The following is an 11,770-nucleotide window of genomic DNA, read 5'->3' as shown; positions in this document are numbered from 1 at the left end:
ATACAATAATATAAGTAATAATCACGAACACAAATCGTTCCTTTTCTGGATTTGTTTTTAATACGACGGTGTTTGTGTTTTTAATGGTTTTTAATTATATTTTCATGCTTTTGATTACTCTGGTGAATAATTCTGAGTTGAGTGAGGCACGGTTATAGCACACATAAACAGACATTCTGGGGAGTGGTGCAGGAAGAGTAATTTCTTTCAAGCGTAGCGATGCTTTTAGCATAGTGTAATAAGGGCGAGGTACGATACCAATTAAATCTGTCTGGTAAATCGCGTTAATAGTGGATACAAAAGATGATGAGCGAAATACGCAATTGCGTTCGGCCAGAAATATCTCGTTATCATACTGGTACTTTTTTACCCACGAATCATCAACATCGTAGTAGGTGAATCTTTCCTGGAGAATCTCCTCGATTGTCGCGTGAGTTCCCAGTCGCGGGTGGTCTTCCCGGCAGACTAACACGGTTTCCGTGTCGTAAAATTTCTCACATGCCAGCGCGCGGTTTTGGACTTGCGAGGTTGTAATAACAATATCCGCCTTGCGGTAGTGCAGGAGGTTTTCTACGGAATCGTTAATGCTGGTGTAATCATGATACTCAATATGAAGGTCGGGCTCGGCCAGCAGTGCATTGATAAAGCTGGAAAGTTCGGGGGTTGAAAAGAGCTGCGGGCCGTAAATGATGAACTTTTTATCCAGATCCGCATTTGCCATCATGTTAATTGTCTGTTCTATCTGATTAAGATTTTTTGACAGATGCTGATGTAAATTAACGGCAATGGTGGTAGGAGTAATCCCTTTTCCGGCGCGGACGAATAACGGATCGTTTAATTGCGTACGTAGCCGCTGCAGCGATTGGCTCACTGCAGAGGGGGTGATAAATAGCATTTCAGCCGCTTTACTGATGCTAAGATGTTGATATATGCACTCAAAAATAACCAGCAGGTTAAGATCGAATCTTTTCAGGTCATAGAGATTTGCCATTACGTATCCTTTATAAATTATTTGGGGGTATTCATTTCCCCAATTGTCACAATCCATGTGTTCGAAAAACTGAAATATATATGAAACTCCGCTAAATATAAATCATGACTGTATGGTTTGTCACTCATAAAAGATATTGTATGACATATTTAGCATGTCAATTTTGTTTGTTTTTATAATAGATAAGATACATATTTTTCTTAAGGTTAACACCGCCTGTTATTATTATCGTGGTAGGCTTTTATTTGTTTAGCAAATGAATGAAATGACGTCTGTAACAGCGTTATCGCTTTTTGTTGGTCGTCAGAATATTCAGCCCTGCCTGGAGGAGACATTAAGGGTAAAGAAGCCTTTTTGATGGAAAATATGCGTAAAATCAGCTTATTGTGAATGATTGACGGTGTAACCTATCACAATCATAGACAGGACCTACTGTGAGTGAATTGCCCTTTACAGGCCAGAGTGATGTAATCGAAAAGCTGTTACAACCTTTGTTAGGGTATGTAGAGCGCAACACTACGCCAGCCTGGCTGGCGCTGAACTCACCTGCGGGGGATTCAGGTAATCGGGCCGCCTTGTTGCGGCCTTTTTACATTTGGGATGAGCGTTTCGTGCGTATCCCCGGACACAGGTTCACAAAGTTGTCTTGTTCCGGTTGTTAGATAACGCTTATTGATTTGATAATGTAAACGCATTGGTCGAATCAGGAATTATTCGTTAACTTAGACCTCAACGAAAACACGGAGGAAGTACTCGATGTCTTTAATTAATACTAAAATCAAACCTTTCAAAAACCAGGCGTTCAAAAACGGTGAGTTCATCGAAGTCACTGAGAAAGATACCGAAGGCCGCTGGAGCGTCTTCTTCTTCTATCCGGCTGACTTCACCTTCGTATGCCCGACCGAACTGGGCGACGTTGCAGACCATTACGAAGAGCTGCAGAAACTGGGCGTGGACGTGTACTCTGTGTCTACTGACACTCACTTCACCCACAAAGCATGGCACAGCAGCTCTGACACCATCGCAAAAATCAAATATGCGATGATCGGTGACCCGACTGGCGCCCTGACCCGTAACTTCGACAACATGCGTGAAGATGAAGGTCTGGCTGACCGTGCAACCTTCGTTGTTGACCCGCAGGGCATCATCCAGGCTATCGAAGTTACCGCTGAAGGTATCGGCCGTGACGCTTCTGACCTGCTGCGTAAAATCAAAGCGGCTCAGTACGTTGCTTCTCACCCAGGCGAAGTATGCCCGGCGAAATGGAAAGAAGGCGAAGCGACTCTGGCTCCATCTCTGGACCTGGTCGGTAAAATCTAAATTTCCGTCGTCTTTCGCGCCACAGCGCCATGCTGTGACGCGAAACACTCAGGAAATAGCCCCCTTTAAAAACGGGTGCGCCAGCACCCGAATTTCTTATTAGCGTCCATGATGCAAGCGCATTCAGGCTGCCGCGTGAGGCCGCTTGCATGATGATGTTTTAAGCCCAGGAGATAACAATGCTCGACACCAACATGAAAACCCAGCTCAAGGCCTATCTTGAGAAGCTGACCAAACCTGTTGAGCTGATTGCCACGCTGGATGACAGCGCTAAATCGGCAGAGATCAAGGAACTGTTGGCTGAAATTGCTGAACTGTCAGACAAAGTCACCTTTAAAGAAGACAATACCCTTGCTGTACGCAAGCCGTCATTCCTGATCACCAACCCAGGTTCTCATCAGGGACCACGTTTTGCCGGTTCCCCGCTGGGCCACGAGTTTACCTCGCTGGTGCTGGCGCTGCTGTGGACTGGTGGTCACCCGTCGAAAGAAACGCAGTCTCTGCTGGAGCAAATTCGCGATATCGACGGCGATTTTGAGTTTGAAACCTATTACTCGCTGTCGTGCCATAACTGTCCGGATGTGGTGCAGGCGTTGAACCTGATGTCGGTGCTGAACCCACGTATCAAGCATACGGCGATTGACGGCGGCACCTTCCAGAACGAAATCACCGAACGTAACGTGATGGGCGTTCCAGCCGTTTATGTTAACGGTCAGGAGTTCGGTCAGGGCCGTATGACGCTGGCGGAAATCGTCGCGAAAGTGGACACCGGTGCGGAAAAACGCGCGGCGGAAGAGCTGAATAAGCGTGATGCGTATGAGGTATTGATTGTCGGTTCCGGCCCGTCTGGCGCGGCGGCGGCAGTCTACTCGGCACGTAAAGGTATTCGTACCGGTCTGATGGGCGAACGCTTTGGCGGCCAGGTGCTGGATACCGTTGATATTGAAAACTATATCTCCGTGCCAAAAACCGAAGGTCAGAAGCTGGCGGGCGCGCTGAAGGCGCACGTGAGCGAATATGATGTGGACGTGATTGATTCCCAGAGCGCGGCTAAGCTGGTGCCTGCCGCTGTTGAAGGTGGCCTGCATCAGATTGAAACCGCCTCCGGCGCGGTGCTGAAAGCGCGCAGCATCATTATCGCGACCGGCGCTAAGTGGCGTAACATGAACGTACCGGGTGAAGATCAGTATCGTACTAAGGGCGTAACCTATTGCCCGCACTGCGACGGCCCGCTGTTTAAAGGCAAACGCGTGGCGGTGATCGGTGGCGGCAACTCCGGTGTGGAAGCGGCAATTGACCTGGCGGGCGTGGTGGAACACGTTACGCTGTTGGAGTTTGCCCCGGAAATGAAAGCCGATCAGGTACTGCAGGATAAAGTGCGCAGCCTGAAGAACGTAGACATCATTCTGAATGCGCAAACCACCGAAGTGAAAGGCGACGGCACCAAAGTCACCGGTTTGCAGTATCGTGACCGTGTGAGCGGCGATGAGCACCACGTGGCGCTGGCGGGGATCTTCGTACAGATTGGTCTGCTGCCGAATACCACCTGGCTGGAAGGCGCGGTTGAGCGTAACCGCATGGGCGAAATCATCATCGATGCGAAATGCGAAACGAACGTTAAAGGCGTATTCGCCGCGGGTGACTGTACTACCGTGCCTTACAAACAGATTATTATCGCCGCCGGCGAAGGTGCGAAAGCGTCACTGAGCGCGTTCGATTATCTGATTCGCACCAAAACAGCATAAAAAAGAAGACAATGCCTGCAATGTCAAAGGCCACCGAAAGGTGGCCTTTTTTTGTTTTGCGGATTATGCCGGGCTCAGCGAACAACAAGTACCGGAATGTGTGCGTGGCGAATCACGCTGGAGGCGTTGGAACCCAGAAGGTGCGTGCTGATTGAAGGGTTACGTGACCCAATCACCACCATATCGGCCCCCAGTTCTTCCGCCAGTTCGTTGACCGCGTCGCGGACGCTACCCAGACGAACGTGTAGCTTGATGCGGGAAGGATCGAGCGTAAAGTGGCTGACCATGGTGGTCAGGCGGCTTTCCGCTTCCTGCTGAAGATGCTCCTCAAAGCGGCGTAGATCGGCGGCAAAACGGCTCATGGTGTAGCTGGCCGATGCGGGCAACACATGCAGCAGATGGATAATGCCATCCTGCTGGGCCAAAAACTCTGCGTGACGAATCGCTTTGTCACTCAACTCCATCTCAAAAACATCAACTGGCATAATGATTGTTTTGTACATAGGCTCCTCCTTGTCTTTGTAGAACAATCAAAACACATAATGCGTTTTGAATATGTCATTCAGTTCGCAAAATAGTTTATCGAAGAGAAGGGAGTTGTAAAGTTTGGTCAGGCGGGGCAGAAAGAGGATGCCGGGCACCCTCTTAGGCTACTATTGCGCGGAATTAACGATGAAATTCGCCGGCGGCTTCCGGCTGATACAGCAGTTCGAGTACTTCCAGGTGCGTTGAGGCACCGCCCGGTAGCTCCCAGTGAATAGTACTGCCTGCGCGCAGGCCGAGCAGGGCCGCGCCAACCGGGGCCATCACCGAGAGCTGGCTGCTGCTGTCGGTCATCTGGGCCGGGAAGACCAGCGTGCGGACGCGTTCTTCGCCGGTGGTGAGATCGCGGAATCTGACCTGGCTATTCATACTGACTACATCGTGCGGCATGTCTTCTGGGGCACACATCTGGGCACGATCTAGTTCGTCGTTTAGCGCGCTCGCCACCGGGGAATTTGCGTAAGCAGGTTGCTCAAGCAGGCGGTCGATACGCTCGGCATCGAACTCATTAATAATGATGGCAGGTCTGGTCATTATTTACTCCATGTCTATCGATTATCCAAAAGAAAACCCTCACCGCCAGCGGCAAGGGTTCATCTCATTCCATCATACTGATCCTGGCGTCAGGTTTGAAGTGATGGAACGCACATTCGCAGATGGCAATAATCTTTGTTGTGTGAATTTTATGCGAAATACATCGCAACTTATAAATCTGGATTATTCTTTTTAGGCTGCACCTGGCAGCGTCCTTCCAACACAGGAGATCGTATGAGCGGTTTCGATAAACTGACCCTGAAAGATGGTAGTTACCTCTGGTTTAAAGATTGGGGGAGCGGACAGCCCATTGTCTTTAGCCATGGCTGGCCGTTAACGTCTGATGCCTTTGAGGATCAGATGCTGTATCTGGGTTCGAAAGGGTATCGTGTCATCGCCCACGATAGACGAGGCCACGGACGTTCGGCACAACCCTGGGACGGACATAATATGGATCAGTACGCCGACGATCTGGCGGAGTTGACCTCGCATCTTAATCTGAAAGATGCGGTGCACGTCGGACACTCTACCGGCGGCGGTGAAGTAGCTCACTACATTGGTCGTCATGGGACCAGTCGGGTGGCAAAAGCGGTGCTGATTGGCGCGGTGACGCCAATTATGGTGAAAACGGACTTCAACCCTAACGGCGTACCGCTTGAAGTGTTTGACGGTATTCGCAACGGCGTGATAGAGGACCGTGGTGCTTTCTTCTATGAGCTGTCGGCGGCGTTCTATGGCTATAATCGCGCGGGCGCAAAGGAGTCGAAGGCGGTGCGTGAAGGGTTTGTCGAGCAAGGATTGCAAGGTTCTATAAAAGCGCTTTACGACTGTATCAAAGCGTTCTCGGAGACTGATTTACGTGAAGACTTGCGTAAGATAACGGTACCGACGCTGGTGATTCACGGCGATGACGACCAGATTGTGCCGTTTGAAACCTGTGGCAAGGTCGCGGCGGAAATTCTACCGAACGCGGAGCTGAAGGTTTATAAAGGCGGATCGCACGGGATCTGTACAACTCACAAACATCAGATCAACGACGATCTGCTGGCATTCATTCAGAAATAACGGTATGCAGCCCCCGGCTCCGGGGGCTGGGGATCAATAACCGTTTTGATCCACCACGAACTGTTTGCTGCAGTTGCCTGGATGCGGCTGCGGCAGCAGAGACGCGGCGGTGAGCGGGTCGTTGATGCTGGCGGATTTAATGGCAATTTGCATTTCCGTCAGATAGGCCGGATTACCGTTACAGGTGAGCTTAACGGCTTTGACGTTCTCTTTGCCAAAGGCCGAGGCTACTGCGTTGTCGAAGCTGGCGCGAGTCACGGTTTTACCGTAATTGGCGGCGAGGAATTTGCCGATTGCGCTCTGTTTCACTTCGCTATTCAGACGTACCATCGTACTGAAGTAGGCGTCGGGATCAAAACCAAAACAGACGCCGTGTTTGGCGTATTCATAGCGCTCAAGACAGCTTTTTCCACCGCTGCCGGGCATAACCTGGTTGAGCTTATTAGCCACTTCCAGCGACAGACCGGTCTCTTCGGCGGCGCATTTACGGCTGGCTTTCGCTTCCGGCATATTGGGAATGGGGCGCGTGGCGCACCCGAAGCGCATCCAGCGGTTATTATCGACTCCGCGTGCGGCGATCGACGCGGGCAGGCCGGGCCATAGGCCGTGAACCGTTAAGTAGTCGGCTTTGTTGGCCGCTTCTTTTGGCTGCTGACATTCCAGTGGTTCTTTGCGATTTCTGTCATGCTGGCTCTGGCAAAAACCGGTTTGCCAGGAGAGCGCCAGCACATAACGATCGAAGTCACCATATTGTGTCGGTGCGAGAGGGGCAGCCTGTAGGCTACCGGCGCAGAGCAACAGCGCGCATCCTGACACAATATTCTTCCTTAGCATTTTCCTGACTCCACGTTTTAAATCATTTAGTGACGTTATTACATAATAAAATAAGGCGCCCTCAGGCGCCTTATTTATTTCATCAATCAATGATTACGCAGCAGCGCCGGGAACCAGTATTTCCGTGGCGATAATGACCACCAACAGGCCGACAAGAACCGGTACTGAGGTACGTTTGACCACTTCGAACGGCGAGATTTTTGCCATCCCGGCGACCGCGACCACCACGCCGGAGACCGGGGAGATGGTACGACCCAAGTTGGAGGCCTGCAGCATCGGAATGGAGAGATAGGCCGGGTTAATGCCGGATGAGTGCGCCAGTTTTGGAATCATCTCGACGAAGGCGTAGAACGGCGCGTTACCGGAACCGGTGGTCATCGCGGCCAACATGGTCAGCACCACCAGTACCAGCATCAGGATAATGCTGGCGGACCCAAACGAGGTCGCGATGGAGATCAGGCTATTGATAAAACCGATAGTGCTCAAGCCTTGAGCGAAAACGCCTGCTGCAACCAACAGCATGACCACGCCGGCAAAGGCGTCGGCCATTCCGCGATACGCGACTTCGAGGCCGGCAAATACGTTCTGGGTGTTAAAGCCACGACAGAATTCCAGCACGGCGGCCAGCAGCATGCAAATCACCAGAATGGCGATAATATGCAGTTCCGGGCCCCATTTGCCGTCGAAAATCAGCACGCCAATGATTGGCGTGAACGGCAGAATGGCGTAGAAGCTCGGGGCTGTGGTGTTAATTTCGCTGACATCCAGCATCTCGTGCGAGATATGTTCTTTCTTGTCCAGATAGCGCTGCCAGAAGAAATGGGCGATAGCCATTGCGATAATCGCGGCGATGGAGATAGGCAGCGTGGTTTTGAAAGCGAAATCGATTAACGGCATCTCTGCGGCCTTCGCGGCCAATACGACGTCGCCGGAGGTAGGGGAGAGAATTATGGCGGCCGGAGAGGCACAAATAGCGGCTGCGGCGCCACGGCTAATACCGACGTTAACCATTACCGGGAACAGCGTCGCCATCAGCAGTACGCCAAGTCCGGTTGCCGAAGAGACCGCCAGCGACATCAGGCACGCCACAAAATAAGCGGCAATCATCAGTAAATATGGCGAGTTAATATATTGCAGCGGTTTTGATGCCAGTTTGACGACCATATCGTTAGCGCCGATATGGGTCATATAGGCGGCAAAGCCGCAGAGCATCATAATCATCATGCCGAGATCGCCGCCACGGCTCATCAGCAGAATTTTAATATATTCAACGATGTCGGTTGCAGAGTAGCCGGTGCTGGTTGCGCTGCTTGGTAAAATCTTATGCCCCATCAACGCGCTGGCAATCAGTAGCAGCAGACCACCAACAAAAAGGACACCCGTTGCGGAATATCCTTTGATGATGTAGCGGGCTACGCCCACGATAACCACAACACCAATCAGGAGTTCAAAGAACGTTAACATTATTAACACCTATCGCCCAGTTATAAAAATTGATACAGAACAGCATCAAAAAGTAAGTGGTGAAATGTGCCGAAAAAAGCGGCAAATTTAGCTGATGAAAATCAAAAAAGAGACTAATTAAAGACCATGACGATGCAATTTACACGATGTACTCACAAAGCGGAACATTGACCTGTCAGTAAGTATAGTTGCCTGGTCGAATATTAAACAACAAAGGTAAATGAAATGTTGTTTTTTCAACAAGGTAGCGGCGTGGAGGTGGCATGGCGGGGTCGAGCTCGTGAGGAGGTGAGCGTGTTTTTTATCTCTTGGCGTGAAGTATTTAAAACGCTTAACTGCGACGAACTGGATTTTAAATAATCTGCCAGGAAAATATCAGGAATATTAAGAGAATAATACGAGTTTTAATTCAGCTAATATTAAAGGCATAGGCCATTCTTCCTTACGAGATCTAAATACGGTTACAATTTTTTCTTATAAAAGAATATTATTCGCATTCAAGTCTCACTCTGGTTTGACGATTGTCTAAGAATATTCTAATTTGTTGTTAAGCGGTGAAAAAACGGCTATCGATTGGTACCGTTGCACTCTTATTGAGTTTATCCTTGTTAGACTATTCTTAATGGATAATTTATTGGCAAGTCTATCGTGTTAAAACTAAATAAAATTTTCTCGCTATCGCTGATTTTTGCGGGGCTGTCTGGTGCAGCGTATCCTGCTGAGGCTTCTTTTACGGAAACCATTAAAGATGGCTATAACACGCTGAGCAATAATGTTGTAAAGACGTGGGATGAACCGCAGCACTACGATCTGTACGTGCCAGCCATCACCTGGCATGCGCGTTTTGCCTACGATAAAGAAAAGACAGACAAGTACAATGAGCGCCCCTGGGGGGCGGGGGGGGGCGTGTCGCGCTGGGATGATAAGGGCAACTGGCACGGCATTTACCTGATGGCTTTTAAGGATTCCTTTAATAAATGGGAGCCTATTGGCGGCTATGGCTGGGAGAAGACCTGGCGCCCGCTGGCGGATGATAACTTCCACCTTGGGTTGGGTTACACCATTGGGGTGACCGCCCGCGATAACTGGAACTACATTCCGCTGCCGGTTGTGCTGCCCCTGGCCTCCATCGGCTATGGGCCGGCGACGTTCCAGATGACCTACATCCCGGGCACGTATAACAACGGCAATGTCTACTTTGCCTGGCTACGTTTCCAGTTCTGATCACGGGGCCTGGAACCAGGAGTGGGATAATGTCAACCTGCAAATAAAAGTTAGCGACATTTATCACTTTTTAACGAACTTGGGCTGGACAAAACGCACGACAATTGTTGTACTGTTAACTGACACAGATTAGTGTCGTTTTTTCATATAAAGGTAATTTTGATGTCTAAGATTAAAGGTAACGTTAAGTGGTTTAATGAGTCCAAAGGATTCGGTTTCATTACTCCGGAAGATGGCAGCAAAGACGTATTCGTACACTTCTCTGCGATCCAGACCAACGGTTTCAAAACTCTGGCTGAAGGTCAGCGTGTAGAGTTCGAAATCACTAACGGTGCCAAAGGCCCTTCTGCTGCTAACGTCATCGCTCTGTAAGCGAAAATTAGCAGTCAGAATTCAAAACCCGCTTAAGTGCGGGTTTTTTTTATCTTTCTTTTACCCCTGACTGCTGGCACTGAACAGCCAGAACGCCAGGGCCGTCATGGCGAAAGAACCAAACAGGTTGACCGCCACGTTAAGCAACGCCCAGCTGACCTTTCCCGCCTGTAAAAGAAATACCACTTCCGCTGAAAAGGTAGAGAAGGTTGTCAATCCACCGCAGAAGCCGGTGGTAATCAACACTTTCCATACCGGATCGATATGCGGCAGCCGATTAAACCAGGCAAGACCCGCGCCGATAATAAATGCGCCCAGCAGATTCGCCGCCAGCGTTCCCAGCGGCAGCGCATGGTGCAAAGGATTAAAGCGAAAGCTGAGTAGCCAGCGGGCAACGCTGCCGGTGCCGCCGCCGATAAACACGGCCAACAAAAGTTGCGTCATGCGAATTTCCTGCCATTGTCGAATCGTCAGCAGAGTTTAACCCTGCCAGGTGAATCTGGCTATATACTCATCAGTATTCATCATCTTGATATATTGGAAAAACGTAAGGAGACGCTATGCGAGTTGCCGCAGGGCAGTTTATCGTCACGTCGGAGTGGCGGCAGAATGCGCAAACCAGCGTGTCGCTGATGCAGGCGGCAGCGGAACAGCATGCTGACCTACTGGTGCTGCCAGAGGCTCTGCTGGCGCGCAGCGATAGCGACCCGGATATGTCGGTGAAGTCGGCGCAATCGCTGGACGGCGGTTTTATGCAGCATCTGAAAACACAAAGCCGCCGTGATACGCTGACGACGATATTGACCATTCATACGCCCTCGACGGCGGGAAGAGCCTGCAATACCCTGGTGGCGCTGCGCGGCGGTGAGGTGATTGCCCATTATCACAAGCTGCACCTCTATGACGCTTTCGCAATCCAGGAGTCGAAGCGAGTGGATGCCGGGAACACGCTACCGCCGTTGCTTGAGGTGGCGGGGTTTCAGGTGGGACTTATGACCTGCTATGACCTGCGTTTCCCGGATATGGCATTGGCACTTGCGCTCAAAGGGGCTGAGATTCTGGCCTTGCCTGCCGCCTGGGTACGAGGACCGCTCAAAGAGCACCACTGGGCCACGCTGCTGGCGGCGCGGGCGCTGGATACCACCTGTTACATCGTGGCCAGCGGCGAGTGCGGAACGCGTAATATCGGTCAGAGTCGGATAGTTGATCCGCTTGGTGTGACGCTGGCCGGCGCATCGGTTGAGCCACAGCTGATTATATCTGACCTGCGACGCGACGATCTGTCTCGTATTCGCCAGCAGCTGCCAGTGCTGCAAAACCGACGTTTTGCGCTACCGCAATTAACGTGACGTTTTTTTAAACAACGCTTGATTCACCTTGTTACAGATTGCTATTGTGTGCACGCGTCAGATGACCGTTAATAAACTACGGTGTTATGGCGCATTCTGCAGCCTGTTTTTGAGAAGAAGGTATCTATGGGTGAGATTAGTATTACCAAACTACTGGTAGTGGCAGCACTGATTATTCTGGTGTTTGGTACCAAGAAATTACGGACTCTGGGTGGAGATCTGGGTTCAGCAATCAAAGGCTTTAAGAAAGCCATGAATGATGATGAAACCACCGCGCAGAAAAGCGCAGACGAGACTCCGGCAGAAAAACTCTCTCATAAAGAGTAAGC

The 11,770-nt window shown here is 50.5% G+C and carries 13 protein-coding genes; 7 read left to right on the top strand and 6 right to left on the bottom strand.

The window, feature by feature from the left end; all coding sequences use genetic code 11:
- Window positions 1–94: 94 nt before the first annotated feature.
- Window positions 95–991 (bottom strand): DNA-binding transcriptional repressor CitR, encoded by an 897-nt coding sequence (citR, locus tag GY169_RS17160; RefSeq protein WP_167576413.1) that lies wholly within the window; start codon window positions 989–991, stop codon window positions 95–97.
- 756 nt (window positions 992–1,747) lie between these two features.
- On the opposite strand from citR, the gene ahpC reads away from it, so the two are divergent.
- On the top strand, window positions 1,748–2,311 hold the full coding sequence (gene ahpC, locus GY169_RS17155; protein ID WP_004859485.1) for an alkyl hydroperoxide reductase subunit C: 564 nt from the start codon (window positions 1,748–1,750) through the stop codon (window positions 2,309–2,311).
- A gap of 179 nt (window positions 2,312–2,490) precedes the next feature.
- Entirely contained in the window at window positions 2,491–4,056 is a 1,566-nt protein-coding gene (ahpF, locus tag GY169_RS17150; protein WP_167576412.1) for an alkyl hydroperoxide reductase subunit F, read from the top strand.
- A 74-nt stretch (window positions 4,057–4,130) separates the two neighbouring features.
- On the opposite strand, the gene uspG is transcribed toward ahpF, so the two are convergent.
- Complete coding sequence (gene uspG / locus GY169_RS17145; protein WP_064548214.1) at window positions 4,131–4,559, bottom strand: universal stress protein UspG; 429 nt, start codon at window positions 4,557–4,559, stop codon at window positions 4,131–4,133.
- 163 nt (window positions 4,560–4,722) lie between these two features.
- Window positions 4,723–5,133: a nucleoside diphosphate kinase regulator gene (gene rnk, locus GY169_RS17140; protein WP_065355501.1), complete on the bottom strand. Its 411-nt coding sequence runs from the start codon at window positions 5,131–5,133 to the stop codon at window positions 4,723–4,725.
- Between the two features lie 234 nt (window positions 5,134–5,367).
- Between rnk and GY169_RS17135 the strand changes: the two genes are divergently transcribed.
- Window positions 5,368–6,198: an alpha/beta fold hydrolase gene (locus GY169_RS17135; RefSeq protein ID WP_163449642.1), complete on the top strand. Its 831-nt coding sequence runs from the start codon at window positions 5,368–5,370 to the stop codon at window positions 6,196–6,198.
- A 33-nt stretch (window positions 6,199–6,231) separates the two neighbouring features.
- Here the strand turns inward: GY169_RS17135 and rna are convergent, their stop codons facing one another.
- Both rna and dcuC read right to left on the bottom strand, forming a co-directional pair.
- Window positions 6,232–7,032 carry a ribonuclease I gene (rna, locus tag GY169_RS17130; protein WP_167576411.1) on the bottom strand — a complete coding sequence of 267 codons (801 nt, stop codon included), beginning with the start codon at window positions 7,030–7,032 and terminating at the stop codon, window positions 6,232–6,234.
- Between the two features lie 93 nt (window positions 7,033–7,125).
- A complete protein-coding gene (gene dcuC, locus GY169_RS17125; RefSeq protein WP_167576410.1) occupies window positions 7,126–8,496 on the bottom strand; it encodes an anaerobic C4-dicarboxylate transporter DcuC in 1,371 nt (456 codons plus the stop codon).
- A 666-nt stretch (window positions 8,497–9,162) separates the two neighbouring features.
- Between dcuC and pagP the strand changes: the two genes are divergently transcribed.
- Window positions 9,163–9,720 carry a lipid IV(A) palmitoyltransferase PagP gene (gene pagP / locus GY169_RS17120; protein WP_347291255.1) on the top strand — a complete coding sequence of 186 codons (558 nt, stop codon included), beginning with the start codon at window positions 9,163–9,165 and terminating at the stop codon, window positions 9,718–9,720.
- A 162-nt stretch (window positions 9,721–9,882) separates the two neighbouring features.
- Complete coding sequence (gene cspE / locus GY169_RS17115; protein ID WP_000034825.1) at window positions 9,883–10,092, top strand: transcription antiterminator/RNA stability regulator CspE; 210 nt, start codon at window positions 9,883–9,885, stop codon at window positions 10,090–10,092.
- Window positions 10,093–10,152: 60 nt separating this feature from the next.
- Here the strand turns inward: cspE and crcB are convergent, their stop codons facing one another.
- Window positions 10,153–10,536, bottom strand: coding sequence for a fluoride efflux transporter CrcB (gene crcB / locus GY169_RS17110; RefSeq protein ID WP_163446154.1), 384 nt, complete (start codon window positions 10,534–10,536; stop codon window positions 10,153–10,155).
- Between the two features lie 116 nt (window positions 10,537–10,652).
- Between crcB and GY169_RS17105 the strand changes: the two genes are divergently transcribed.
- Together GY169_RS17105 and tatE are read left to right on the top strand one after the other, a co-directional pair.
- Window positions 10,653–11,441: a deaminated glutathione amidase gene (locus tag GY169_RS17105; RefSeq protein WP_167576409.1), complete on the top strand. Its 789-nt coding sequence runs from the start codon at window positions 10,653–10,655 to the stop codon at window positions 11,439–11,441.
- A 126-nt stretch (window positions 11,442–11,567) separates the two neighbouring features.
- Window positions 11,568–11,768 (top strand): twin-arginine translocase subunit TatE, encoded by a 201-nt coding sequence (gene tatE, locus GY169_RS17100; protein WP_052284794.1) that lies wholly within the window; start codon window positions 11,568–11,570, stop codon window positions 11,766–11,768.
- The last annotated feature ends 2 nt before the right edge of the window (window positions 11,769–11,770 follow it).

Source organism: Kluyvera genomosp. 3, assembly GCF_011765685.1.
Taxonomy (GTDB): Bacteria; Pseudomonadota; Gammaproteobacteria; order Enterobacterales; family Enterobacteriaceae; genus Kluyvera; species Kluyvera georgiana_A.
This window is presented reverse-complemented; position numbering and strand designations above follow the sequence as displayed.

What these genes read in the sequence shown, in the direction of transcription:
- citR (WP_167576413.1), bottom strand. Translation starts at nt 991, where the DNA reads ATGGCAAATCTCTATGACCTGAAAAGATTCGATCTTAACCTGCTGGTT.
- ahpC (WP_004859485.1), top strand. Translation starts at nt 1,748, where the DNA reads ATGTCTTTAATTAATACTAAAATCAAACCTTTCAAAAACCAGGCGTTC.
- ahpF (WP_167576412.1), top strand. Translation starts at nt 2,491, where the DNA reads ATGCTCGACACCAACATGAAAACCCAGCTCAAGGCCTATCTTGAGAAG.
- uspG (WP_064548214.1), bottom strand. Translation starts at nt 4,559, where the DNA reads ATGTACAAAACAATCATTATGCCAGTTGATGTTTTTGAGATGGAGTTG.
- rnk (WP_065355501.1), bottom strand. Translation starts at nt 5,133, where the DNA reads ATGACCAGACCTGCCATCATTATTAATGAGTTCGATGCCGAGCGTATC.
- GY169_RS17135 (WP_163449642.1), top strand. Translation starts at nt 5,368, where the DNA reads ATGAGCGGTTTCGATAAACTGACCCTGAAAGATGGTAGTTACCTCTGG.
- rna (WP_167576411.1), bottom strand. Translation starts at nt 7,032, where the DNA reads ATGCTAAGGAAGAATATTGTGTCAGGATGCGCGCTGTTGCTCTGCGCC.
- dcuC (WP_167576410.1), bottom strand. Translation starts at nt 8,496, where the DNA reads ATGTTAACGTTCTTTGAACTCCTGATTGGTGTTGTGGTTATCGTGGGC.
- cspE (WP_000034825.1), top strand. Translation starts at nt 9,883, where the DNA reads ATGTCTAAGATTAAAGGTAACGTTAAGTGGTTTAATGAGTCCAAAGGA.
- crcB (WP_163446154.1), bottom strand. Translation starts at nt 10,536, where the DNA reads ATGACGCAACTTTTGTTGGCCGTGTTTATCGGCGGCGGCACCGGCAGC.
- GY169_RS17105 (WP_167576409.1), top strand. Translation starts at nt 10,653, where the DNA reads ATGCGAGTTGCCGCAGGGCAGTTTATCGTCACGTCGGAGTGGCGGCAG.
- tatE (WP_052284794.1), top strand. Translation starts at nt 11,568, where the DNA reads ATGGGTGAGATTAGTATTACCAAACTACTGGTAGTGGCAGCACTGATT.